20 protein-coding genes are annotated in these 25322 nt (G+C 71.9%); 9 read left to right on the top strand and 11 right to left on the bottom strand.

Annotation, left to right across the window (positions count from 1 at the left end):
* Positions 1-47 precede the first annotated feature (47 nt).
* Positions 48-1988 carry a hypothetical protein gene (locus tag BCL76_RS36275; protein ID WP_109783661.1) on the bottom strand — a complete coding sequence of 647 codons (1941 nt, stop codon included), beginning with the start codon at positions 1986-1988 and terminating at the stop codon, positions 48-50.
* 493 nt (positions 1989-2481) lie between these two features.
* On the opposite strand from BCL76_RS36275, the gene BCL76_RS36270 reads away from it, so the two are divergent.
* Positions 2482-2907: a subtilase-type protease inhibitor gene (locus tag BCL76_RS36270; RefSeq protein WP_258310124.1), complete on the top strand. Its 426-nt coding sequence runs from the start codon at positions 2482-2484 to the stop codon at positions 2905-2907.
* 177 nt (positions 2908-3084) lie between these two features.
* Here the strand turns inward: BCL76_RS36270 and BCL76_RS36265 are convergent, their stop codons facing one another.
* The 4 genes from BCL76_RS36265 to BCL76_RS36250 all read right to left on the bottom strand — a co-directional run bounded on the left by BCL76_RS36265 (position 3085) and on the right by BCL76_RS36250 (position 10494).
* Complete coding sequence (locus tag BCL76_RS36265) at positions 3085-6111, bottom strand: SGNH hydrolase domain-containing protein (protein WP_109783658.1); 3027 nt, start codon at positions 6109-6111, stop codon at positions 3085-3087.
* A 14-nt stretch (positions 6112-6125) separates the two neighbouring features.
* On the bottom strand, positions 6126-7808 hold the full coding sequence (locus tag BCL76_RS36260) for a glycosyltransferase family 2 protein (RefSeq protein ID WP_109783656.1): 1683 nt from the start codon (positions 7806-7808) through the stop codon (positions 6126-6128).
* A gap of 545 nt (positions 7809-8353) precedes the next feature.
* On the bottom strand, positions 8354-8998 hold the full coding sequence (locus tag BCL76_RS36255) for a ScbR family autoregulator-binding transcription factor (protein WP_258310123.1): 645 nt from the start codon (positions 8996-8998) through the stop codon (positions 8354-8356).
* Between the two features lie 179 nt (positions 8999-9177).
* Positions 9178-10494: an FAD-dependent monooxygenase gene (locus BCL76_RS36250; protein ID WP_109783655.1), complete on the bottom strand. Its 1317-nt coding sequence runs from the start codon at positions 10492-10494 to the stop codon at positions 9178-9180.
* Positions 10495-10591: 97 nt separating this feature from the next.
* On the opposite strand from BCL76_RS36250, the gene BCL76_RS36245 reads away from it, so the two are divergent.
* From BCL76_RS36245 to BCL76_RS36225, 5 genes are all read left to right on the top strand, one after another.
* Complete coding sequence (locus tag BCL76_RS36245) at positions 10592-11329, top strand: TetR/AcrR family transcriptional regulator (protein ID WP_109783654.1); 738 nt, start codon at positions 10592-10594, stop codon at positions 11327-11329.
* Between the two features lie 85 nt (positions 11330-11414).
* A complete protein-coding gene (locus BCL76_RS36240) occupies positions 11415-12632 on the top strand; it encodes an epoxide hydrolase family protein (RefSeq protein WP_109783653.1) in 1218 nt (405 codons plus the stop codon).
* Positions 12633-12642: 10 nt separating this feature from the next.
* Positions 12643-13149, top strand: a complete 507-nt coding sequence (locus BCL76_RS36235; protein ID WP_109783651.1) for a DinB family protein — start codon at positions 12643-12645, stop codon at positions 13147-13149.
* Positions 13150-13211: 62 nt separating this feature from the next.
* On the top strand, positions 13212-13808 hold the full coding sequence (locus tag BCL76_RS36230; protein WP_109783756.1) for an MBL fold metallo-hydrolase: 597 nt from the start codon (positions 13212-13214) through the stop codon (positions 13806-13808).
* Positions 13809-13899: 91 nt separating this feature from the next.
* Positions 13900-15198 (top strand): MFS transporter, encoded by a 1299-nt coding sequence (locus BCL76_RS36225; RefSeq protein ID WP_109783650.1) that lies wholly within the window; start codon positions 13900-13902, stop codon positions 15196-15198.
* Here BCL76_RS36225 and BCL76_RS36220 read toward each other — a convergent pair.
* Complete coding sequence (locus BCL76_RS36220) at positions 15180-15587, bottom strand: C40 family peptidase (RefSeq protein ID WP_309136884.1); 408 nt, start codon at positions 15585-15587, stop codon at positions 15180-15182. The two genes, BCL76_RS36225 and BCL76_RS36220, sit on opposite strands and share 19 nt — an antisense overlap.
* Before the next feature lie 377 nt (positions 15588-15964).
* Between BCL76_RS36220 and BCL76_RS36215 the strand changes: the two genes are divergently transcribed.
* Complete coding sequence (locus BCL76_RS36215; RefSeq protein WP_109783646.1) at positions 15965-17008, top strand: S66 family peptidase; 1044 nt, start codon at positions 15965-15967, stop codon at positions 17006-17008.
* Positions 17009-17015: 7 nt separating this feature from the next.
* On the opposite strand, the gene BCL76_RS36210 is transcribed toward BCL76_RS36215, so the two are convergent.
* From BCL76_RS36210 to BCL76_RS36190, 5 genes are all read right to left on the bottom strand, one after another.
* Positions 17016-17828, bottom strand: a complete 813-nt coding sequence (locus BCL76_RS36210) for an ABC transporter permease (protein ID WP_109783644.1) — start codon at positions 17826-17828, stop codon at positions 17016-17018.
* On the bottom strand, positions 17825-18847 hold the full coding sequence (locus tag BCL76_RS36205) for an ATP-binding cassette domain-containing protein (RefSeq protein ID WP_109783642.1): 1023 nt from the start codon (positions 18845-18847) through the stop codon (positions 17825-17827). The genes BCL76_RS36210 and BCL76_RS36205 overlap by 4 nt, the downstream gene beginning before the upstream one ends.
* A 252-nt stretch (positions 18848-19099) precedes the next feature.
* Positions 19100-19375: a hypothetical protein gene (locus tag BCL76_RS36200; RefSeq protein WP_109783640.1), complete on the bottom strand. Its 276-nt coding sequence runs from the start codon at positions 19373-19375 to the stop codon at positions 19100-19102.
* A gap of 138 nt (positions 19376-19513) precedes the next feature.
* Complete coding sequence (locus BCL76_RS36195) at positions 19514-19993, bottom strand: lamin tail domain-containing protein (RefSeq protein ID WP_109783638.1); 480 nt, start codon at positions 19991-19993, stop codon at positions 19514-19516.
* A 431-nt stretch (positions 19994-20424) separates the two neighbouring features.
* On the bottom strand, positions 20425-21324 hold the full coding sequence (locus tag BCL76_RS36190) for an oxidoreductase (protein ID WP_109783753.1): 900 nt from the start codon (positions 21322-21324) through the stop codon (positions 20425-20427).
* Between the two features lie 262 nt (positions 21325-21586).
* On the opposite strand from BCL76_RS36190, the gene BCL76_RS36185 reads away from it, so the two are divergent.
* Together BCL76_RS36185 and BCL76_RS36180 are read left to right on the top strand one after the other, a co-directional pair.
* Positions 21587-21832 carry a DUF6296 family protein gene (locus BCL76_RS36185; RefSeq protein ID WP_109783636.1) on the top strand — a complete coding sequence of 82 codons (246 nt, stop codon included), beginning with the start codon at positions 21587-21589 and terminating at the stop codon, positions 21830-21832.
* Positions 21833-22498: 666 nt separating this feature from the next.
* Positions 22499-25309 (top strand): SpoIIE family protein phosphatase, encoded by a 2811-nt coding sequence (locus tag BCL76_RS36180; protein WP_109783634.1) that lies wholly within the window; start codon positions 22499-22501, stop codon positions 25307-25309.
* Positions 25310-25322 lie beyond the last annotated feature (13 nt).

Here is a 25322-nt window from a genome sequence, read left to right as displayed (position 1 = left end):
AAGGTCGGCCGGGAGCTCCGACGGCCGGTGACGGCTCGCGTCACCGGTCAGTCGCGGCCGCCTCCCGCTCCGTCGAGGGCGGTCACGGTGCCGCCGCCGGCGAGGGTTCCCGTCACTGACACCGGACCGTCCGGGCCGGGCCAGGGGGCGGCGAGGGTACGGTCGGCGGCGCCGGCCCGCACCGCGCCGGTCGCGGTGATCCCGGTGACCTGTCGGCTTCCGGCGGCCAGCAGGTACCACCGGCCGGCCGGGGAGCGCCAGCGAAAGCCCGCGAGGAGGTGCTGGCCGAACCGGCCGCAGGCGGCGGTGGAGCGGGCCCGCGCCACGTCCTGCGGTGGCCCGGCTTCGAGGCGCATCCGGACCGTGACGTCGCCCGGCCCGGCCCAGCCGGAGGCCCGTGTGCACGACCAGACCGCGCGGCCGCCTCCGTCGGGCAGCTGGGCGGTGGCGAAGTCCCAGACGTTGACGGCCCGGTAGGCGCCGGTCCGCAGTTCGCCGAGCCGGCAGGCCAGGGGTGCCCAGGCCGCACGGGCCTCGGGGCCGGTGGCTTCCCGCGGCTGGCGCGCGGGGGCGGCGGCGGGGCCGTCCGGCAGCGGCGTGTAGGTCAGGTGCACCGGGGACAGCGCGCCGAGGTCGGTGAGGACGAAGGAGTGCTTCTCGACGATGCGGGTCGATGAGGTGAGTTCGAGGACGGGCCAGGAGGCGCAGCTTCCGCCGGCGGGAGGAACCGCGGCCGGGGCGGTGACCCCGTCGCCCGCGACGGCGAGCGTGTGCGGCGCGTCGGCGGCGCGGTGCAGGTCGCGGGTGGCGGCCGTGGCGATCCACGGGGCGAGGAGGTAGCGGGCCGACGCCCCGCCGGGAGCCCGGGACAGGGTGAGGGCGGCCGCCGTGGTGACGCCCGCGTCGTCGGTGCGGGTGACATCGAGCGTGCGGGCCCCGGATCCGGTGGTGGTTTCGCCGTAGCGCACGACTCGGTCCTCGTCGCGCAGAAGCACCACCGCGCGACCGTCCAGTTCGCCCGCGTACAGCAGTTGGGGCGGTCGTGCGGGCGGTTCGGCGGTGGTACCCGGCGTCATGGTGACCGGGGTCGTGCCCGGCGCGGCCCATGTGCGCAGGGCACGGGCCAGCAGGTCACGGTCGCCGGTCCGGCCGCCGCGGGCGGGCCAGGCGGTGAAGTCGACGCGGGCGGTGTCGGCCCACGCCTCGGCGGGGACACGCTGGAGCCGGGCGGGGTCCAGCACGCCGGAGGCCGCGGGTCCGGCTGCGGGGCGTACGTCCGGGTCCGGGGGCGAGCCGTGGACGGAGAGCGCGGTGAGGGTCACGGCCAGGGTGGCGAGGCCGGCCCAGCAGGCCCGGGCCCTGCGGCGTCGGCGCAGCAGGTCGGTGGGGCGGGTGCTGACCACGCTGGCGTCGAACTCCGGCCGGCGCAGGGCCTGGAGGAGTCCTTCCCGGACGGGTAGGGCAAGGGCGGCGCGTACGGATCCGGCGGGATCGGGAGCCCCGGCGCGGCGGAGGAGGCGCACGGCTTCGTCCTCGGTCAGGTCGTCCAGGTGGTGGAGGACGAACGCCGCCCGCACGGGAGCGGGGGCACCGTCCAGCGTCTGGGCGGCCTCGTCGATCCCGCCCGCGGGTGGCCACAGTCGCAGCCCCCACACGAAGGGCGGTACGGGCGGCCGGCCGATGCGGGCCCGGATGCCGCCCGCGGGTCCGGCGGGAGCGAGGGCGGCGCGTAGGACGCGGGTGCGGACCAGCGTGAGGTGCGGGTCCGGTTCGTCCGAGCCCCCCTCGGCGCCGGCTGGTTCCGCCGGTGTGCCGGGGCGGGGCAGCGCCCGCTGCACGGCCTTGTGGGCCAGCAGGACGCGGGCGTGCCGGCCCAGCGAGTCCGGGAGCGTCAGGTAGGCGAGCCGGACCAGTCGGGGGTACTGCTCGACAAGGACCGCCTCGGCGTGCTCGACGGCGGCCGAGTCGAATCTCTGAGAGGTGCTCACGCCCGCGTCAAACGAGTGAATCCTGGGATGGTCACACACCACGCCCGCGAGCACCGCTCCGCACGACCCGACCCGCCCGAGTGCCGCCGGCCTGGCTCACGCCGTGATCCGACAGGGCGTCACCCAGATCGCGCGGGCTTCGGGTCGGCGCGGAACCGGGCCTCCCGCATGCGTCGCTCTCGGTGATCGAACGTGCATATTCGGTCAAGCTGAGTGGCCATCGGGTGAACCGAGCGCGGCTCGTGGCAGGTCAGGCGGGGGTGAAGGCGCAGGTCGGCGGCGAGGAGGTCGGCGCCAGGGCTGCGTCGGTGGGGCGGGCGCACCCCGCGTGAGCTGCCCGAACGACCATTCGGTCGTCGATATGCGAACGCCCTGTCCGTAAATCGGTCGTCGATATGCAACTTGCCTTCGCGTCAGACAGTCTGATGCCGCAACGGCGCGATATCGAAACCAAATATCGCGTTCAACCTTTGAATCGAAAGAGAGTTCCGTCGTGCGTCACCGCATCGCAGCTGCCTCCGCCGCCACGCTCCTCTGTGTGGCCGGCGCCACCGGCGTGGCCGCCGCCCAACCCTCCAGCCTGTACGCCCCGTCCGCCCTGGTGTTCACCGTCGCGCAGGGCGACGACGCCACCAACTCCACCGTGGTCCGGGCCTCCACCCTCAGCTGCGCCCCGACCGCGCTGGGTACCCACCCGGACCCCCAGGCCGCCTGCGCCGCCCTGAACTCCGCTGGCGGAGCGCTGGACCGCCTGCTGGCCTCGCCGAACCCGGACCGCGCCTGCCCGATGCACTACGCCCCGGTCACCGTGACCGCCGACGGCGTGTGGAAGGGCAGCCGCGTCGCCTGGAAGTACACCTTCTCCAACACCTGCGTGATGGCCGCGACCCTCAACGGGAACGCCGTCTTCGCCTTCTGATCCCGCGTCGGACCTGTGCCGCGCAGGCGCCGGGCGTGCTCCGGGAATCCGCATCGATCCGCATCGATCCCCGTTGAGCGCGCCCCGCTCACGGACCGCTCGCCGGCCCGGAGCGAGGCGCTCCCCCCGCCACAGGTCCCTACCTCAGCACCCGCGTACCCCCGTGCCCGCGTACCGCTATGTGTTCCGCTCCCGGACCCGGACGTCGACGTGGTCCACCCGCATCGCATGGCCCGGCTCGGTGGCCGGGCCGGCGTTCGCGCCGTCGGCGAGCGGCAGATCGCCACCGACCGCCACGTTCAGGATCAGGAACAGCCCGTGGTCCACGGCGGCCTTCCAGGTCCCGGGGTCCATCCGGTCCGCGGTCACCCGGTGGTACACGCGCCCGTCCAGAGACCAACGCACCTCCTCCGCGCCCGGCGTGAGATCCACCTCGACGGCGTACGAGTGAAACGCCGTGCGGCAGCCCACGCACGGCTGCGGACCGGAGGTCAGGCCGCCGGGCTCCCGGCACGGACCGCCTTCCAGGACACCGCAGTGCATCGTGCCGAAGACGGTGTCCCGCCCGTTCACGGACTCCATGACGTCGAGCTCCCCGACGCCCGGCCACCCCGTGTACCCGTCCCGCAGCGGTGCCCCCAGGGTCCAGAAGGCCGGCCAATACCCCGCCGCCTTCTCCCCGGTCACATCGGGCAGGGCGATCGAGGCCTCGATCCGCAGGATCCCACCCGGCGGAGGCGCGAAGTCGGAGCGCCGCGTCTCGATCCGCCCCGAACTCCACCGCCCTTCCTTGCGGGTGGGCACGATCTCCAGCGCGCCCCGCCCGTCGAGGCGGACGTTGTCGGTCGAGTCCGTCATGGTCTCGATCTCGCCGGTGCCCCACTGCGGCGCCGGGCAGCCCGGGTAGCAGGTGCCGACGTCGTGGATCCAGGCGGCGGCGGACGGCGGCGCCCCCGCCGGGCCGTCGAAGTCGTCGCGCATCAGCGACGTCCACCCGTCCGGCCCCGGCGTCCTCGCTCCGGACGCCGCCGTGCCACCCGCGGCAGGCAGCAGCCCGGCCTCCGTGAGCAGCCGTTCCAACCGGCCGGTCAGGACCACCGCCGCCGCATTGGTCAGATGCGCGTCGTCCCGGTAGAGCAGGATCCGGTCGAGCACGGCCGGGCAGGTCGGCCCGTCGCCCGGGCAGAGGACCTGGTTCACGCCGACGCTCCGTACGCCGGGCTGGGCGCCGGACCCGATCCGCCGCGCCAGTGGATCCGGCCCCAGGGCCCGCGCCCGATCGAAGGCGCAGTCGCCGGGGGACCGCGGACTGCCGGAGACGCACGCGGGGATGTCCTGACCCGGTACCGGCGTGTCCTCGACGTACACGATCGGCGCGCCCAGGGCCCGCAGCGGCGTCAGCGTCCGCTCCCACGCCTCGGCCAGCAGCTCCGTGTCCTCGGTGTACCGGTTGAGCGAGGCGATCACGATGAGCCGCGGCTTCGGCTGCTCTCGTAGCCGCTGAAGGGAGTCCGCCCGCCAGGCGTCGCACTCCCGGTAGACACGGCCGAGCTGCGGACTGTCCACCGTCAGCTCCGGCAGCGGGCAGCCCTGCTTCACCAACTCCTGCAGTGCCCAGCCGCGCTGCGACGCCAGCGCCAGCATCGGGGAGAACCACTGCCCGGCGTGCGAGTCCCCGAGCAGTACGATCCGGTCCGGGCTGTCCACCGCGCCGAACAGGCAGTCCGGGCTGCGCGTCCCGGCCGGGGCGACCTCGCACGCCCCGTCCGGCGGGAAGTCCCCCCGCGCCTGCGCGGGACTCGGCACCACCGGGCCGTCGACGAGCGGCGTTCCGGCCGTACGGTCGAGCAGGGTGGGGCCCGAGGCGGCGCCCGGGGGCAGTCCCTGCGTGTCGACCGGGCCGGCCGGACCCAGCACCCGCAGCGTGGTCGTACCCACCACCAGCGCGAGCACCACCGGCAGCACGATCGCCGAGACGCCCACCGACAGCCCACGCCGGGGGAGTTCGGAGACCGTACGGCTGCGACGCAGCGGCCGCTCGACCCAGCGCATGGTGGCGAGGGCGGGCAGTACGGCCGCCAGCGTCAGCGCGGTCTTCGCCGGCCAGCCGAGAGTGCCGAGTCGGGCCTCGGCGAGGACGAGCACCGGCCAGTGCCACAGGTAAAGGGTGTAGGAGAGCCGCCCCACGGCCCGGGGCGCCCGCCCCGACAACAGCCGTCCCACGTCCCAGGCGCCCTGGGTGTGCCGCTCACCCCGATCGGGTGTCCCGGCGAGGATCACGGCGGCGCCGGCCAGGGTCGGTACGAGCGCCGCGAAACCGGGATACGGGGTCCCGTCGTCGTACGACGCGACGCACCAGCCGATCGCAGCGGCCCCGGTCCAGCCGCACAGCAGCCGCAGCGGCCGCGGACCGCGCATCAGGTGCCAGGGCAGCAGGGCGAGCAGCGCTCCGACACCGAACTGCCAGACACGCGAGGGAGTTCCGAGGTACGCGAGGGATACGGAGTGCTCGGTCCAGTACAGGGCCGCCGCGAACGAGGCGAGGGTGAGCGGTGCGGCGGCCGACACCACGACGAGGCGGACGGCCCGGCCCCGGCGGACCGCCCGGGCGGCGCACAGCACCAGTACCGCCAACAGCGGGGCCCAGAACAGGTAGAACTGCTCCTCGACGGCCAGGGACCAGAAGTGCAGCAGCGGGCTCTGGTCGTGACCGGCGGCGAGATAGTCGGTCCGCTGCGACACGAACCGCCAGTTGGCGAAGGACAGCGCCGCCGCGACGACGTCGTACTCCATGTCGGTACGGCGCAGCGGTACGGTCAGCCAGGCCCCGGCGAGGGCCACCGCGGCCAGCACCACGGCGGCGGACGGCAGCAGTCGCCGGGCCCGTCGGGAGAAGAAGTCACCGAGCCGGATCCGGCCGGTGGTGATCGCCTCGCGGACCAGCAGGCCGGTGATGAGGTAGCCGGAGATGACGAAGAAGACGTCCACGCCGACGAAACCGCCGGTCGTCCAGGGAATGCCGGCGTGGAAGGCGAGCACCGAGAGGACGGCGACCGCGCGCAGCCCCTCGATGTCAGGACGGAAGGCGGACCGGTGCGGGCTCGGCCCGGACTCGTTGCCGGAGCGGGATCCGGAGGGCAGATCCACGGCCCCCGGGGCGCCGCCGCGAAGCCGGCGCCGGCCGGGTGTGACGAGGAAGGACATGCGGATGCTGCCTTTCAACTCAGCCAGGGAAGCATCGGATCGACCCACCCCGATGCCAGCAGGCCGGTCAGCAGGAGGACCGCGGAAGCGGCGACGGTCTCGGGCCAGCGGCGCGGCAGCACACCACCGCGCGAGCGCAGCGCGGCCCGTACCCGGGTGCGCACCGGCCCCGCGCTCGGGCGCAGTTCGGCGACCAGATCCCGGATCAGCGGAACGTTGATCTGGTACTGCACCAGGACATAGAGGAGCAGCCCCCAGTTGGGCTCCCAGCCGTGCTCGGCCACGGCCAGCGCGAGCCCCGTGCCCGCGGCGCCGTTGGAGAGGGCGAGCCAGACCAGCGAGACGGCGACCACCCGGCGCGCCATCCCACCGGGCGCCCCCGTACTTCCCGTGCCGGTGGGCACCCAGGCCGCGCTGCGCCCCCGCAGCGTGTGTACGAACGCGGTCGCCGCGGCCACACTGGTCAGGACGTTCGCCCGGATGACCTCGACCCGCCAGCGGGTGCGGCTGATCCGCGGCAGCAGCACGTGCCACAGCCACAGCGGGGCGAGCAGGGGAAGTACGTGCCAGGGCCGGATGTGGTCCGGGAACCAGAACATCATCACGAGCGGCGGGAGCGGGGCCATGAACGTGTTCACCGCGGTGGTCAGGTAGCCGACGATCCCCTCGTAGAAGCACAGCCGCATCCGCCAGGGCGCGCGCATCCGCCGCAGGACGGGCGTGCCGAGCAGGTGGAGGTTGCCCATCGCCCACCGGTACTGCTGGTTGACGAAGGACGTGACCCGGTCCGGCGAGGTGCCCTTGGCGACCAGTACCGGCACGTACAGGGTGCGGAACCCCTGCTCGTGGAGCGCGAGTCCGGTGTACAGGTCCTCACTGTGGTCGAGCCGGGCGAAGCCGCCGGCCAGGTCGATCGCGCTGCGCCGGTACACGGCGTTGCTGCCGCAGCAGATGGCGGCGTCACTCGCGTCCCGGGACGGCTGGATCCAGCGGAAGAACCACTCCTGGGCGGAGCCGGCGGCCCGCTGGATCCACCCCATGGTCTCGTCGGTGTCGAAGCACTGCGGGCTCTGCACGATGCCGACGGCCGGGTCGGCCAGATACGGCACGAGGTGGCGCAGGAAGTCCGGCCGCGGGGCGAAGTCCGCGTCCAGGATAGCGATGAACTCGGCGCTGCTCAGGGTGAGCGCGTGGTTGAGGTTGCCGGCCTTCTTCAGGTGGCCGCGGTCGGGTCGTACGACGTACTCGTAGCCGTACGAGGCGGCCAGCGCGGCGACCTCCGGCCGGTCGGCGTCGTCCAGGATCCAGACGGTCAGCGCGCCGGGCCAGTCGACGGCGGACACCGCGCGATAGGCGTTGCCGAGCACGTCGAGCGGCTCTCCGCAGGTCGGCAGGTACAGGTCGACGCCGGGCAGCGCGGCCGGCCGCCAGGCGTGCACGAGTACCTCGTGCGACTGCCGGGTGAGCCGGCGCAGGCGCAGGCTGTTGACGCTGGAGAGGGCGAGGGCGACGAGGTTGAGCCCGAGGACGGCCAGGAACGCCCACAGCGCCGGTGTCTTTAGGGCGAAGGTGAACATGGTCGCCGCCGTGAACACGAAGGCGAGCGAGGTGCTGACGAGGACCCAGCGCCGTTGCGGTCCGAAGTACCAGTAGAGCTCTTCGTCGGATGGTGGTTGCGGAAGATGATGAAAGGTCATAAAGCCCCCCACGGCTGTGCATGTACCCGTTTCAGGTGGCCCATCCTAGGGTTAAAGGTATAGACCAGTCGTTGCGAGAACGTGGCACCGAAGTCAACGCGCCATGGATTGGCGTGACTTCAATGGTCCAGACCTCTCGGGTCCCATTCGGCCGGCTGTGCCCGGTAGCTCCGGGAAGGCGCGGGCCACGAGGGGGTGAACAGTCCTGGAACGCCGGGTGGGTGATGGCGGCGGGGCGGGCCGGGCGAGCGGACCCGGCGTGGAGTTCGCCATGGAGGCGGACCGGCCCGACGGCCCTGCGGCGTGAGCGCCTCGGGTACCCGGCGCGATGGGGGACTTTCGAATCGATCAGCCCGAACGTCGGCGTCGCCGTCGGCCCGGCCGGTTCACGAGCCCCCGGCTGCAGGGCTGGTTCGGTTCGGTCGGGTCCGTCGGTTCGGTCGCGTCGGGCGGGTCGGGTCGGTCAGGTCAGGTCAGGGCGGTCTCGGGCACGCCGTGGCGAGCACCCCCGTGGTTCGCCACGGCGTGTGCGAGACCGCCCTGCGTCAGTGGGTGAGGGCGGGCGGGTCCGTCTCGGGCGTTCCCGTGGGGATGAAGAGGTTCATGCGCTCCGGAGGGACGATCGAGGGGAGGAGGAACTTCCACAGATCGGTGACACGGGCGTGGAGGTCTTCGCGGCGGGTGCGGACGTACGAGGTGACCTGGATACCGGTGAAGGCGCCGACGAGCAGTGTCGACAGCTCTTGGACGTCCAGCGACGGAAATATGTCGCCGCGCTGCTGAGCGGGAGTCAGGCAGCTGTGACAGGTGTCGATCCAGGCGTCGTACGGAGTCGGGTCGGGGTGGGTGAAGGAGCCGAACTCGATGACCAGACGGATGCCGGCGCGGATGCGGATGTTGCTGCGCAGTCCGTGGGCCATCTGGTGGGTCAGGTCGATGACCGTCTGCAGGCCCGGGTCCTCGATGGTGGGGACGTGTTCGCGGACCTGGATCTGCTCGTCCATCAGGACGCGGGCGAGGGCTTCCTTGGACGGGAAGTGGAAGTAGAGGGCGCCCTTGGTGACTCCGGCGTTCTTGACGACGTCGCTGAGGCTGGTGCCCTCGAACCCGCTGAGGTCGAAGGCGGTCGCCGCGCCGTCGAGTATGGCTTGGCGGGTGATCTCAGCCCGCTCCTGTCTGGCCCTCGCCACGTTCCGGTCTTCCCTCTGGTCACTGCCCGAGCGGTGATCGCCGCGGTGTGCCGTCAATCTAGTCGGACAACCCGAAAAAAAACCAGTCGGCTGGTACTTTTTTGCGGAGGCGGAGGGTCGTTCGGACGCTTGTGTGGATCTTTGGGTGAATCATTCTTGGCGGCGAGCATGTCGGAACGTCAAGAAAGCTGCGCCGAGGTCGAGTTCACGGGCGCGTCCGCGCGCTGCACGACGGGCTCCGCGGGTTTGACCGGGTGGTTCGAGTGGTCCGAGTGGTCCGGGTAGTGGGGGAGTGCGAGGGCGGTCCCTTCCTTCGCCGCCCTGAGCATCCAGGCGAGGACGCGGCGTCTGCCGAGGAGGGTGTTGCGCAGGCGCAGGCCGAGCTTCGACGCGGGGGCGAGGAAGCGGCCGGTGCGGTCCCCACCCTTCTGGCGCTCCTGGGCGTAGGCACGCAGCAGGGACTCGTAGCGGGTGAAGGCGCCGCGATGGTCCCCGGGCGAGCGTGAGAGTTCGCCGGCCAGGACGTACGCGCCCAGGATCGCGGTGCCGGTTCCCATCCCGCCGATGGTCGCCCCACAGGCGGCGTCACCGAGGAGGGCGATCCGGCCGGTGGACCAGGCGGGGGCGTCGGCGCGGCTGATCGAGTCGAAGTAGAGGTCGTCGGCGGTCTCGAGCGAGTCGAGGAGGCGGTCCACCTTCCAGGGCAGACCCGCGAACGCCCGGCGCAGAAGGCGTTTGTGGGCCTCGGGGTCGTGCCGGTCGTACGCGAGCTCGGGGGAGGCGAAGACCAGGAAGGCGCGGGCCCGGGTGGGGTCGGTGTGGTCCGCGGCGACGGCGGCCAGGCGCCCGGGGGCGTTGTGGCCGAGGGAGCCGGCGCCCGGACGGAGGTCCAGATCCAGGTGGTTCGACAGGCTCCAGGTGGCGGCGTAGTGGCCGAGGTGGGTGACGTGGTCGGCATCCGGACCGAAGGCGAGGCTCCGGACGTGCGAGTGGAGGCCGTCGGCGCCGATGACGAGGTCGAAGCTGCGGGGTGGGGCGTGCCGGAAGGTGACGTCGACGCCGGTGGCCGTCTCGGTGAGGGAGGTCAGGCAGTCCCCGAAGACGTACTCGGCGCCGGCGGCGAGCGAGGCCTCGTGGAGGACCCGGGAGAGGTCGCCGCGCAGGACCTCGATGTCGCCGCCCGCGAACTCGGCCGGAAGGTGCAGCAGTTGACGGCCTTCGGCATCCACGAAGGTCATCGGGCTGCCGCCGGTCCGAAGGCGCTGGAGCTCGTCGAGGATCCCCATCCGTCGAAGGACGTGGAGCTGGGTCTCCCCCCGGAAGTCGACGGCCTGGCCGCCCGGACGCGGGGCGGGGGCGATCTCGACGACGGTCGGGCGCAGGCCGTGGCGGGCGAGTCGGAGGGCCAGGGCGGGGCCCGCGACGCCGGCGCCCGAGATCAGGACGGTACGGGCCTCGGGCCGAGGGGCGGCGGGGTGTTCTGTCGGTGCGGTCATGGGGACTCCTTGCGTGACACGATAACTGTGTCCATCGGATACAGATCAATACCGTGTACGGTAGACGCAGTTTTCGTGCGAGCGCAAGGTGAAGGCGATGACGAGCGAGCAGTGGGGCCCGGCCGTGCGGTTGTTGTGGGGGCCGCCGCCCGCCGGGCCCGCACGCGGGCCGAAGCGGGGACTCGCCCTGGAGGGCATCGCCCGGGCGGGGATCGAGATCGCCGACGCGGAGGGCCTGGTCGGCGCGTCGATGCAGCGGGTGGCCGCCGAGCTGGCCGTCACCAAGATGGCCCTGTACCGGTACGTACCGGGAAAGGCCGAACTGGTCGCGCTGATGGTGGAGGCCGCGATGCCCGCGGCGGCGCCGTCCCCGGGCGGCCCGTGGCGGGAGCGCCTTCAGGTGTGGGCGCGGGGCCTGCTGGCCGGTTTTCGGCGCCACCCGTGGCTGTTGGAGGCGACCGTCGGCGTACGGGTCATGGGCCCGCGGGAGCTGGAGTGGATGGAGGCCGCACTCGCCGCGCTGGACGGGTGCGGCCTCACCGGGGCCGAGGCGATGGACGCGGTGGTGCTGCTCGCCGGACACGTGCGAAGCATCGCGGAGCAGGAACGGGCCGCCGGCGCGGGACCCGGCTCGGCGGGGGGCGGACCGGACGCCCAACTCGCGCTGATGCTGGGCGAGGTGATGCGCACGCATGGGGAACGGTTCCCCGCCCTCGGGGCGGCACTGGCCTCGGTGGCGGAACACGGCGGACAGGATCAGGCCCTGGAGTTCGGGCTGGCCCGGGTCCTGGACGGGCTCGAACTGCTGATGACCCGCCGCGCGACCGGCGACTGACATCACGCCCGGTCGGACCGGGCCGGACCGGGCCGGACCCGGCCCGGCCCGGCAGGACCCGGACGGGACGGCCTAGCATGCGGGCATGAGTGATCTTGACCAGCGGTTGTGCGGGTTTCGGCTCGATGTGGGGCAGGGCGAGCTGGACGACCTGCGCGAACGGCTCGGGCGGGTGCGCTGGCCCGACGAACTGCCCGGGGTCGGCTGGGCGTACGGGATACCGCTCGACCGGATGCGGGATCTCGTGGACCACTGGCGCGAGGAGTACGACTGGCGGGCGGCCGAGGCCCGGCTCAACGAGTGGCCGCAGTTCACCACGGTCATCGACGGTGCGCGGGTGCACTTCGCGCACCTCCGCTCGCCGGAGCCGGACGCGACCCCGCTGCTGATGACCCATGGCTGGCCCGGCTCGCCGGTGGAATTCCAGCGCGTCGCGGGTCCGCTCACGGATCCCCGGGCACACGGCGGCGACCCGGCGGACGCCTTCCACCTGGTGCTGCCGAGCATCCCCGGCTTCGGGCTCTCGGGACCCACGACCGAGACGGGCTGGGAGTTCAAGCGGGTGGCCTGGGCCTTCGGCGTGCTGATGGAACGCCTCGGCCACCGCTCGTACGGGCTGCAGGGCGGTGACTGGGGGGCCGCGATCTCGCGGGAACTCGGGCTGATCCGGCCGGACCACGTGATCGGAGTGCACCTGAACCTGCTGCCCGGGGGCGGGGCCACCGCCGAACCCCGGCCGGAGGAACTGGCCGCCCTGTCCCCCGCCGAACAACAGCGGACGCTGGCCTCCTGGGAGCGCTACCGGACATGGTCGCGCGAACGGCAGGGGTACGCCGACATCCAGGCGACCAGGCCGCAGACCCTCGCGTACGCGCTCAACGACTCGCCGGTCGGGCTGCTCGCCTGGATCGCGGAGAAGTTCACCGAGTGGAGCGACCCCGCGTGCCCGGTGGACCGGGACCAGATGCTGACCAACGTGATGCTGTACTGGCTCACGGGAACGGCCGGCAGCGCGGCCCGCATCTACTACGAGCGGGCGCACGCCGCGTACTCCGGTCGACCGCCCGAGGTGTCGCGGACCCCGACCGCACTGGCCGATTTCCCCCGGGACAACTTCATCCCGCTGCGCCATGTCGCCGCGCGGACCGATGCCATCGTGCGCTGGACCTCGTACGACCGGGGCGGCCACTTCCCCGCCATGGAGGTGCCCGAACTGCTGGTGGGGGACATCCGCGCCTTCTTCCGACAGCTACGCCGACCAGCATGTGAAAACGCGGTGGGCCCGGGCCCGCACCTGGTGTGATGATCGCCCGATGATCGATGAACAACGGACCCGACCCGTACTGACGGGCGATGAGCGCGCCACCTTGACCAGCGTTCTGCAGTGGCAGCGGGACACCCTGATGATGAAGTGCGCCGGGCTGAGCGAGCAGCAGTTGCGGATGAGGGCGGTCGCCCCGTCGGGGCTGAGCCTGCTCGGGCTGGTGCGTCACCTCGCGGAGGTCGAGCGCGGTTGGTTCCGCAACGTCCTGGCCGGAGAGGACATACGGGGCTACTTCCCGAAGAACGAGGCGGGGGAGTGGACGGAGTTCCACGTGGAGGACGCGGACGTCGCCGCGTCGTTCAGCATCTGGGAGGAGACCTGCGAGCGGTCGCGCACGATCGTGGACGCCGCCGAATCCCTCGACGTGACAGGGAAGTTCGGCGATCAGACGTACTCGCTGCACTACATCCTGACCCACATGATCGAGGAGTACGCCCGTCACAACGGGCACGCGGACCTGCTGCGCGAGGCGATCGACGGGGCGACCGGGGAATGAGCGGGCGCCGATCCTGAAACGGCCGCGCCGTGGTGGGGCTCGGCCCGGTACGGTCCCAGGCCATGCAGATCACGAAGTACACCCACGCATGTGTCCGGATCGAGCAGGACGGCCGGGTCCTCGTCATCGATCCCGGCACCTGGAGCGAGCCGGACGCCTTGGCCGGCGCGGACGCCGTGCTGGTGACCCACGAACACACCGACCATGTCGACGTGTTGCGTCTGGCCGGGCTCGGCGTACCGGTCTACGCGCCCGCCGACGCGGACATTCCGCGGCTGGACGTCATCGGGGTGTCCTCCGGGACGGAGTTCACCGCCGCGGGCTTCCGCATACGCGCGGTCGGCGGCCGCCACGCCTCCATCTACGGTGGCCTCCCCGACTGCGCGAACCTCGGCTATGTCGTCGACGAGGCGGTCTACCACCCGGGCGACTCGCTGCACGTGCCCGAGCAGCAGATCGAGACGTTGCTCGTGCCGGTACAGGGGTCGTGGCTGAAAATGGTGGAAGCCATCGACTTCGTCAAAGCCGTGGGACCACGGCGGGCGTTCGGCATCCACGACGCGCAGATCAACGACCGGGGCCTCGGCAGTGTCAACGGCTGGCTGGCCGAGGAGACTTCGCACGGCTACCGGTATCTCCGGCCCGGCGAATCCCTCTGAGGCCCAGGCCCCCTTTCCGACCCCCTTCCGGCCCCCCAACGGCCCCCTCCCGGCTCCGCCACCTGCGGCGGAGGAGGCTACTCTCCCTCGAATGGTTCGACAGGGATCCCTCTCCGTGATGCGGCACAAGCCGTTCACCTTGTTCCTCCTGGCACGTCTCATCTCGATGAGCGGCACGGCGATGGCACCCGTGGCCCTGGCCTTCGCCGTGTTCGGATTCGACAGCAGCCCGGCGTCCTTGGCGATCGTCCTCGCCGCCAACACCGCCCCGCAGTTCGTCCTCCTCCTCGTCGGAGGAGTGATCGCGGACCGGTTCTCCCGCCGACGGGTCATCGTCTTCGGCAACGTGGTGCCTGCCGTCACCCAGGGCTGCGTCGCACTCCTCGTGGCGACGGGAACGGCCACCACCGGGCGCATCGCCCTGTTCGCGGCGTTGGCGGGTTGTGCGTCCGCGCTGACCCAGCCCGCCATGAACAGCCTGCTGCCGCAGCTCGTCGGTCCCGGCGAGCTGCAGCAGGCGAACGCGCTGATGCGGTTGCCCGGCAATGTCATCCGCATCCTCGCGCCCGCGGTCGGCGGCGCCCTCGTCGCGTTCTTCGGGCCGGAGCTGACCCTGGGCTGGGACGCCGCCAGTTTCGCGGTCGCGGCGGTCCTGTGCAGTCGTCTTGACGTGTCCGGACCCGCCAAGACCACGGCATCAGTCTTCCGCGACTTCAAAGATGGCTGGAAAGAGTTCTCCCGTCTCTCCTGGGTGTGGACCTACACGCTCTCCGGCGCCATGGTGGTCGCCCTCTGGCTCGGCGGATATCAGCTCCTCGGTCCCGTGATGGCCGGGAACAGTCATCTGGGTGCTCCTTCATGGGGAATCGTCCAGGGGGCCTTCGCCGGGGGCCTGCTCCTGGGCGGGATCGTTTCACTCAAGTGGAAGCCGTCGAGGATCATGGTCGTGTGCGTGTGCGCCAACCTGCCTCTCGCGCTGCCCTTCCTCGCGCTCGCCTGGGGCGCGCCGCTGGTCGTGCTGGCCGGTGCGGCCGCCATGGCGGGCATCGGCCTGGACATCGCGATCGTCTGCTGGAACACGGCCGTGCAGGAACAGCTCCCGTCCGAGGTGCTCGGGCGGGTCAGCTCCTTCAGCTCGGCCGGTGAACTCATGTCCGTGCCACTGGGCTACCTCGTCGTGGGCGCCGCGGCGACCTCTCTCGGTACGGAGTCCGTCCTGCTGTGGAGTGCCGTACTGATGACCTTGGCGAGCCTGGTGCTGCTGCTCGCCCCGAGCGTGCGGGCGGTACGCAGGCTGCCCGCGGACCCGGGTCCGGCCGCTGTGGCGGCGGAAGACCAGGATCGCCGGAGCCGGACCGGCCGGGCGCCCGATCAGGTGGCCCGCCCGTAACGGACCGCGGTGCTCCAGATCCGCTCCAGCCGCACCCGGGTGCCGGGGCGGGGGGCATGCCAGATCCGGTCGTCGCCGGCGTAGATCCCCACATGGGTCATGGTCGCGCCACTGGGGAAGAAGACCAGGTCCCCGGCCGCGCGATCGGCCTCGGGGATGTGGCGGGTGTGCTCGTACTGCTGCTCGGCGGTGCGTGGAAGCCGTTTGCCCGCCTTCTTGAAGGCGTAGAGGGTGAGGCCCGAGCAGTCGAAGCGTTTGGGGCCCGTGGCGCCGTAGGCATACGGCGAGCCCTGTTTGGAAGCGGCCACCGCGACGGCTTTGGCGCCATAGGGGGCGGCGGCGTGCGCCGGTGCCGCGGGGCCGGTCAGCGCGGCGGCTGTCAGGAGCAACAGGGAGAGGGCAGCGCGGGCTCTGGGGCAACAACACGGGGGGAGAAGGCCCTTGGGGGCCTTTCGGAAGTCGGTCCTGAAGCAGGACATCGTGACACCTCCGCAATCGGTTGACAGGTAACAGTCAGGTCAGTGGTCGGGGTCCTGTTCTCGGTCGAATGCGTCATGGGTCTGACGGCGGACCAGTTTTCTCCGACGGGATCCACCGAACAGCGCGGGACACAGTCTGATTTGTCTCGATTTTGCTTTCGATTCGAGATCATAGGGCTGAATGATTGCCATATCGGCGCGCCCGACACGCCGGTCTACGGCGTCGACGCGGACCTGCCCCGGATAATCGATGCGAGGTCGGAACCGCCGACTTCTATGATCATCGGATGGAGAACCCCCGCTATCCCGCGAAGCCCCGCCCCGGAGACCTGGTCGCCGTACTCTCGCCCTCGGCAGGCCTTCCCGGCCTGTTCCCGCTGCCCTACGAGTTGGGGCTGAGCCGTCTCCAGGACGACTTCGGGCTGAAGGCGGTCGAATACCCGACGACCCGAACGATGGGTGCCACGCCCGAGGCACGCGCGGCGGACATCCACGCGGCGTTCGCGGACCCCGACATCAAGGCGGTGATCGCCAGCATCGGCGGGGACGACCAGATCACCGTCCTTCCCCACCTCGACCGCGATCTCCTGCGCGCCAACCCCAAGCCGTTCCTCGGCTACAGCGACAACACCAACCTGCTGCTGTTCCTGCGGGACTTGGGCATCGTCGGCTATCACGGCGGATCGGTCATGGTCGGCTTCGGACGACCCGGCGCGATGCACCCGACGACCGCCGCCTCCCTCCGGGCCGCCCTGTTCACCTCGGGCGAGTACGAACTCACCGAGGCGAACTCCTACGGGGACGTCGACAGGCCCTGGGAAGACCCGAACACCTTCGAGTCCGAGCCGCCGACCGAACCCTCCGACGGCTGGTTCTGGCACAACGCCGACCAGGTCGTCGAAGGCATCAGCTGGGGTGGCAACCTGGAGATCATCTCCTGGCTGCTGATGGCCGACCGCGTCGCCGGACCGGTCGACTCGTACGCCGGCAACGTGCTGTTCCTGGAGACGTCCGAGGAAATGCCGCCCGCCGAAGAGGTCTACCGGATCCTGCGCGGCATGGGCGAACGGGGGCTGCTGCGCCAGTTCCCCGCCCTGCTCATGGGCAGGGCCAAGAGCTGGTCCCTCGAAAACCGGCTCGAAGCCCAGGCCAAGGCCGACTTCCGCCGACAGCAGCGCGAGGCCGTCCTGCGCGCCCTGCGCCAGTACGCTCCCGACACCATGGTGGTGTTCGACGTCGACCTCGGCCACACCGACCCGCAGGTCGTGATCCCCGTCGGCGGCCGCATCCGGGTGGACGGCCCGGCGCGCCGGATCGTCGTCACGTACTGAGCCCGACTCAGCGCTCGTCGGAACGGTAGGCGCGCATCGCCAGCGGCATGAAGACCGCGGTGATGCCCGCCGCCCACACCAGCGACCAGAAGATGGGCGCGCCCGCCGGTGTACCGAGCAGCAGCCCGCGGAAGGCGTCCGACAGTTGGGTGACGGGGTTGACCTCGACCCATGCCTGGAGCCACCCGGGCATGGTGTCGACCTCGGCGAACGCGCTGCTCGTGAAGGTCAGCGGGAAGATGAACGTGAAGGCGAAGACCTGAACCTTCTCCACGTCGGCGGCCATCATCCCGATCAGCACCGCGGTCCACGAGACGGCCGCGGCGAACGTCAGCAGCAGCAGGGTCGCGCCGACGAACCCCGCCGCACCGCCGGTGATCTCGAAGCCCAGCACCACGCCCAGCGCGATCATCAGGAGCATGGCCCACAACTGCTTGGCCAGATCGGCCACGATCCGCCCGAACAACGGAGCCGAACGGGCGATCGGCAGGCTACGGAGCCGGTCGAACACGCCCTTGGTCAGGTCGGTGTTCAGCGACATGGCGGTATACATGCTCATGAACAGCGTGTTCTGGACGATGATCCCCGCGAGCGCGTACTGGAGGTACTCCTCGGGGGAGCCCGCCATCTGCCCGCCGAAGACGTAGGTGAACAGGAACACGAACATGATCGGCGTGATGCTGTAGTCGACGAGCTCGAGCGGATTGTGCTTCACCGAGACCAGACTGCGCCACGCCATGGTGGCGGTCTGCCGCAGGGCGGCCGGCAGCCGCACCCGGCCACCGCGGCCCAGGCTGTCGGTGAGGGTCGTGCCGGTCATGACGGACTCCCCGCTTGCGCGTACCGGCCATCGGCGTCGTCATCGGATCCGGATCCGGCGGCGGAGTCGCCCTGCGGGGAGGCTCCGGGCTCGGCGCGGTGGCCGGTCAGGGCGAGGAACACCTCGTCGAGGGACGAGCGACGCAGAGTGAGTTCCCCGACGGCGATACCCGCCCCGTCGAGCCGACGTACGACACGCGGCATGAGCGCCGGATCGTTGACCGGGACGACGATCCCGTCGCCCTCGATCGTGGTGTGCGGCCCGGCCTCCTCGGCGACCAGGGCGTGCGCCGCGTCGAGATCGGCCGGCCGGACCGGTCGCAAGTGCAGTACCTGACCGCCGACCTGGGCCTTCAGCTCGTCGGGCGTACCGCCGGCGATCACCCGACCGTTGTCGATGACCACGACGCTGTCGGCGAGCCGGTCCGCCTCGTCCAGATACTGCGTGGTCAGCAAGGTGGTCATGCCCTCCGCCACGAGCACGCGCAGCATGTCCCACACCTCGCCGCGGCTGTGCGGATCGAGACCGGTGGTCGGCTCGTCCAGGAAGAGGATCCGCGGCCGCCCGACCAGGCTGGCCGCGAGGTCCAGACGCCGCCGCATGCCGCCCGAGTACGTCTTCACGGCCCGCCCGGCCGCGTCGCTCAGGTGGAAACGGTCGAGCAGTTCGGCGGAGCGGGCCCGGGCCGTACCGCGCTCCATGCCGAGCAGGCGCCCGATCATCAGCAGGTTCTCCGTGCCGGTCATGTTCTCGTCCACGGCCGCGTACTGCCCGGTCAGCCCGATCAGGGAGCGGACCCGCCCCGCCTCACGCACCACGTCGTACCCGCCCACCTCGGCGCGCCCCTCGTCCGGCCGCAGCAGCGTGGCGAAGATACGGACCGCGGTGGTCTTGCCCGCGCCGTTGGGGCCGAGCAGGCCGAGCACCGTACCCGCCGGCACCTCCAGATCCACCCCGTTCAGCGCGCGGGTCTCCTTGAACCGCTTGGCCAGGCCCTCGGCCCGGATCGCGTATGTCACGGGATCACCTCGTTCGCGCGGAAATCGGCATCCCTTCCACTGTGACGCACGCCTCCGACAGCTGCTCCGACAGGCAGTCACTCCCCACCGGGGCCGCCTGTCCTCCTGGGTACGGCTGTCAGGACCGGATCCGTACGTCGACGGCGCGATCCGCATCACCCGACGGATCCGCACGGCACGGTCCGCCGCCGTGCCCCGGAGAACGAGGCATGGGCGGACCGCACAGCCCACTGACGGCCGTCGAGGGTCGTCCTACGAGGCTCCGCAGGCGGCCGGAGCGGTGGATCGGGCCGCGATCCGTATCCGGTCCCGCGCGTACTCCACGGTCTCGCCCGGCAGGATCAGCAGTCCGGGCTCCCCGTCCTGGCATCCCCCGCCGATCGGCTGCACCTGCACGGCCGGGCCGAGTCCGCCGGCCATGAACACCGTCGGGTCGACCTCCCAGCCGTGCACGGCGAGCCACAGCTCCAGTGCCGCCGTGTCCCGCGCCTCGGCGCCGCGTGGCCATTCGAACGTCGTGCTCCCCATCCCTGCCCCCTGTAGGTGGTCGGATCACCGCCGTCGATCCTGCCATCCCCCTCTGACAATCGCCGCCCTATATCGCCGCGCGCCCGCACCCCGATCGTGCGGGGTGCGGGCGCGCGTCAGGCCGGTGAGCCGTCCGGATCAGCCGTTGCGGTGGTGCCGGCGGCCGTTCCAGGAGTCGGTGTCGATGACGTTGCCGCGGTTGTCACGCAGGGTGGCGGTGTCGCGCTCGTCCCAGATCTGGTGGCGGCGGTCCTGGTAGACGTCGTGGCGGGTGTCGCGGCCCTGGCCGGTGTGGACCTTCACGCTGGAACGGCCGTCCAGGCGGAAGTCGGCGAAGCGGTAGCGGTTGCCCTGTCGGTCGGTGAGGGTGAAGCCGCGCAGGTTGACGCTCTTGCGCCCGGTGTTCTTGACCTCGACCCACTCACGGTTCAGCGCACGGTCGGAGCGGTCGCGGCCGGCGGTGCCGTACTGGACGTCGCTGATGACGATCGAGGACTGCGGAGCCCGGTGGTCGCGCCGGTGGTCGTCGGCGGAGGCCGGGAGCGCGGCGGCGCCGACGAGGGCGCCGGCGGCCAGGAACGCGGCGACGAACCGGCGGGTGGCGAGAGAAGCAGACATGAAGATGACCCCTTCAACAGACAGCAGCCCGGCCCGCCTCGTGCGGGGCGAGTGGGCCTTGAACAGTTCCCGGCGTCCTGCCGAGGAGCCACACTCTGGCCCCCAACCACCACCAAAAGCCACTAATTCGGGGCGTGTTGCAGAATGCGGATCTAACGGTGACTCTCGCGTGTATCGGGCATCTGTCAATGGCGTGCTGACGCGAGCGGTGAGGATGCGCCGAACAAGCCTTGCGGGGCCCGGAGACGGAGGTCTTCCCCGCCGCACGTGCCGCCCCCGCGACCCCCTCCCGCTCTGCGCCGAACGGGTTCAGCGTCCCGTAACACCCGTTCCAACCGTTTCTTCGGACACATGAACGTGAATGGTTCCGGTGTTCTGTCACTCGGCCCGCCGGAAGCCGTCAGGGGGCGTCGAGGTGCTCGGCTTCGGCCTCAGGAGACGGAGCGGCCGATCGAATCCAGCAGCCGGAAGTCGTCCTGGGTCAGCCGCAGTGCGCCCGCCGCCACGTTGTCGGCGAGGTGATCCGGGTTGCCGGTGCCCGGGATGGCCAGAACGTGGGAGCCCTGCCCCAGGATCCACGCGAGCCGCACCTGCGCCGGTGTCGCTCCGTGCGCCCGGGCGACGGCGCGGACCTCGTCGTGCTCGTCGCGTACGGCACCGGCCTCGCGCCCTTCTCCCGCGATGGAGAAGAAGGGGACGAAGGCGATGCCGCGCGCCGCGCAGGCGCGGAGCATTCCCGTCCTGTCGGGCGAGTCGAGTCCGTAGCGGTTCTGGACGCACACCACCGGGGCGATCGCCTCGGCCTGGACCAGGTGCTCCGGGCGGGCGTTGGAGATGCCGAGGTGGCGGACCAGTCCGGCGTCGCGCAGCTCGGACAGGGCCCCGAAGTGCTCGCTGATGGAGTCCTGACCCATGAGGCGGAGGTTGACCACGTCGAGGTGGTCGCGGCCGAGTTGGCGCAGGTTCTCCTCGACCTGGCCGCGCAGCTCGTCCGGCCGGGCCGGCTCGGGCCAGCCACCGGAGGCGTCCCGGACGGGGCCGACCTTGGTGGAGATGACGAGGTCGTCCGCGTACGGCGCCAGGGCCGAGTTGATCAGCTCGTTGGCCGAACGTAGCCGGGAGAAGTAGAACGCGGCGGTGTCGATGTGGTCGACGCCGAGCTCGACCGCCCGGCGCAGGACGGCGATCGCCCGGCCGCGGTCGCTGGGCGTGCCGTCGTGGAAGGCGGCGCTGCCGGTCAGACGCATGGCACCGAAGCCGAGCCGGTTGACCGTGAGGTCACCGAGCACCCAGGTGCCCGAAGCTGCCGCGGAGACCGTGTGCGACGTCATCTGATTGATCAACTCCATCCGATCGGCCAATGTCCCTGGGTGGTTCAGGGTGTGGCGGGTCCTGGAGTATGCGCAGGTGAGAGGTGTGCCGGAAAGGCACGCGGGGGCAGGGGAAGATCACATGGAGATCCGGAACCCTGAGTGGGAGCGGGCCGTTCTTCCCGTTGACGGTTCCTCCTCCGGACCGGGATCGGCAGCGCGCGGGTGGGTGGGTGTGCCCGATAATGGGCGCTGAAGAGGTATTCGCTCGGAGGAGGCCGGAATGGGACGGGACAGCAGGTACGAACTGGTATTCGCCGTTCCTGACCATGCGGCACCGGGCGGCGAGGAATCGGTCCTCGTGCATCGCACCGACCGGACCGGTCCCGGCGGCCACCCGATCTACGCCGACGACACCGGAATCGTGCAGGCGGAGATCAGCGACCAGGGCGACGTACGCATGATCGCGAGCGGCGGTCACCAGGAGCCCTCCTCCCGGGTGAGCGTGCGTGCCGTGCCCGGCGTGTGAGGCGGATCCCCTTCGGCCCGTCGGTGCGCGGCGCGTGATGGCGGGCGCGGCCGCGTCCGGGACGGGGTCCGACGCCGGTCAAGGGCCCGCGGGTTCGCGAGGCGGTGTCCAGGCCGCCGGCGAACGGTGCCTCCACGGCGAGAGCCTGGCACGCGAAGAACCGGGGACGCATGCGAAGCGGCCGCAGGCGACGCCCGGCCTGCCGCCGATGAGGTCATCCAGGGCCTGACCGTGCGGTGCCGATGAGGCGGGTCGGTCGCCGGGTCGGCGCCGTCGCGTCCGGAGGTAGCGCAGCCGGGCCCAAAGGCAGGGGTGGCCCGGGAGCACCCCGACATCGGATCTGCGTCGAGGAACCGACCGACGCGCCCGGACCGATGCGCCGGACCGGCTTGACGCGCGCCGGCCCGGGCAGGCGCAGGACGTGCCCGTAACCGAGGAGATAAGGACGGTGAGCCGGATGGACCGGACCACCGAGCCGGAGCCCGAGGGGCCCGGACCCACCCCCACGTCGCCCGACCCGGTGCCGCGTGACCCCGGCCGGCCGGACCCGGGCGGAGCGCCCGGTGAACCCGCCGCTCCGAGCCCCGACCCCGACAGGCCGCCGGCGGTACCGGAACCCCCTGACTGAGGGCCGGGCCGAGACCACACGACGAACCCTGGAAAGCCGTGCTCGAAGCCGGCTGGACCCCTCAGCTGGTCTCCACCGAACCGGGCCGGATCCAAGCCTTCCACCACCTGGACAAGGCGGGCACGCATCCCGTCGACCGGGTTCTTGCCGGCCGCACGGCCAAGAGCTTCGACGCCCTCGTCCTGCCCGGCGGCGTCGCCGATCCCGACGCCGTACGCGGGCGGACGCTGACCTCCTGGCTCAGCCTGGCGAACGACATCCGCAACGCGGGCGGCACCTGGGTGGACGAGGCGGTCCACGTCTGCCACACCGAACCCGCGACGCTGGTCACCAGCCGCAAGCCGGCCGACCTGGACGACGTCTGCGCGGCCCTGGGGGAGCTCTGGTCCGCCCCGCGGTCGTTCCCACAGGGCGGCATTCGGCTTCTGCCCGGCGGACCGGACCGAAAACCTTCCCGGTGGGCGGGGCGGACGGCGCCGGCCGCCCCGCGCCGGGGCGCGTGCCCGAGTAGACTCGACCCGGACCTCTTCCTTGCGCGGTCGGTGCCGTCCCCCCGGCCCACCGGAGCCGACATGGACGTCCCCGCCGAAGGATCGGCCACCCGCCCTCCCTCCGATCCCAGTGGCCTCCAGCGAGCCGTACGGGCCCTGGCCGAGGAGATCGCCGAGCTTCAGGCCGAGCGCGCGGATCGTCACCTGCTCGATCTGGCGACCGGGATCCTGGTCGCCCAGCTGGCCTCGCCCCCCTCGGCAGCGGCCGATCACCTGAGCCGGTTGGCCGCGAGCACGGGAGTCGCCGCGCCCGACGTCGCCGCGGACATCGTCAACGCGGCCGCCGGGTCCACCACCGCGGCCCCCCGTCCGCCGGCCGCCGAGGACCACCCGGCGACGGCACGTCGGCTACGGCGGACCGATGCCGCCCTGGGGGTGGCATCGGCCGCCGGTCAGGCCGCCGAAGCACTGTTGCACGGCGGTCTGAGCCACCTCGGCGCACAAGCGGTGTGGCTGTGGCGCAGAACCGCCACGGACTGTCTGGAGCTTGCCGCGCACGCCGGCGGGAACGACCTGCAGTCCACGCATTGGCAGTGGCTGCCCGCCCACGTGGACGGCGCCCTGCGCCACGCGCTGGACACGGGTGAGTGCGGCTGGCTGCCCCACGGCCCACCGGACGGAGATCCGCTGCCCGGCCCGGTGCCCGACGCCGGGCGGGCCGTCCTCCCCCTACGGACCCGGGGAGCGGTCGTCGGCGTCCTGCTGGCCTGCTGGTCGGGACCGGTGGCCTTCGACCCGCCCATGCGCGAGGAAGTGGAAGCGGTCGCCGAGAACGCCGTGCGGGTGTTGGACGCCGCGCCGGATCCGGACGGCTTCGACGGCCCGTTGATGCTCCGGATCCTGCTGGACTGCCTCACCGACGCGGCGCTCGCGCTCACCCGCACCGAGGGGCCGGACGGTTTTGACTGGCTCATCGCCCACGCCAACCCGGCCGCGGCGCGGCAGCTCGCCGGCGTGCCACGCCCTGCCGGGCGCCATCTGGCCCAGGTGCTGCCCGCGCACTGCATGGACCTGGTGCGCCTGATCGACGAGGCACGCACGACAGCCGCTCCCCGCCGGGTGGACCGGATCGCGAACAAGGGCGCCGGGGCGCTGATCGACGTACGGACACTCCCACTCGGGCCGGATCGGGCCGTGGTCCTGTGGCACACCTCCGACGACCCCGGCCTGCTGCTGCCCTCGGTGCTGGACCGGCTGGACCACCTGGCCCTGTTCGAGGACGACCTCGTCAGCGGGGTGTCGCGCTGGGGCGAACGCGCGTACTCGATCTTCGGAATGGACCGGAGCGGCCCCGGAGTCCCGCTGCGCGACCTGATGACCCGGACCCACCGGGACGACAAGGGTCAACTGGCCGCGCTCCTGGAGGCACTGACCGTACGTCAGGAAGGTGCCCACACCCTGATCCGGGTGATCCGGGACGACGGCGGCATGCGCCACGTGCGGATCAGCGCGGAACCGCTGCTGAAAGGGCCGCTCACCGTGGCGGTCACCGGGGTCTTCCAGGACGTCTCCGCCCAGCACCGCACCGAACTGGCCCTCGGCGCCACGTACGACGAGCTCACCGCCGCGCAGGCGCAGGCCGTACTGCGCCACCAGTTCGTCCTCCAGCTCCAGAAGGCCATCCTGCCCGAGGTGCCGGCTCCGATCCGGCTCCCCGGGCTGCTCGTCACCGCCCGCTACCGGCCCGCGGCCCAGGACTATCGGGTGGGCGGTGACTGGTACGAGGTACTGCCCCTGCCCGGGGACCGGGTGATGCTGGTGGTCGGCGACATCGCCGGGCACGGGGTCGGCGCGGCGACCACGATGGTGGCGCTGCGCAACGCCCTGCGGGGCCTGGCCTTCACCGGCGGCTCCGCCGGTCAACTGATGGGATGGCTCAACGGGGTCGCGTTCGCGGACCCACGGCGGTCCACGGCCACCGCGGTCTGCGCCCACTACGACCCGCACGAGGGGGTCCTGCGGTGGTCCAGCGCCGGCCACCTGCCGTTGATCCTGCTCCGGGAGGGCCGGGCGGTGCTGCTCGACACGCCCCGGGACGTGCTGCTGGGCGCGGTCCCCTCGGTCGTCTACGCGGAGACGGTGACCCCGCTGCAAGCCGGTGACCTGTTGGTCTTCTACACCGACGGGCTCGTCGAGCGACACCACAGCTCGCTGGACGACGGGGTGAGGCGGCTCACCCGGATCGTCGAGAGGCATGCGGGCGCCGAACTCGACGACATGGCCGACAGCCTGCTGGCGGAGGTGCGGGGGGACACCGACGACGACACCAGCCTGGTGCTCGTCCGGGTCCTGCGGTAGGGGAGAGGAGCAG

It is taken from the genome of Streptomyces sp. CG 926 (assembly GCF_003148825.1).
Lineage (GTDB): Bacteria > Actinomycetota > Actinomycetes > Streptomycetales > Streptomycetaceae > Streptomyces.
This window is presented reverse-complemented; position numbering and strand designations above follow the sequence as displayed.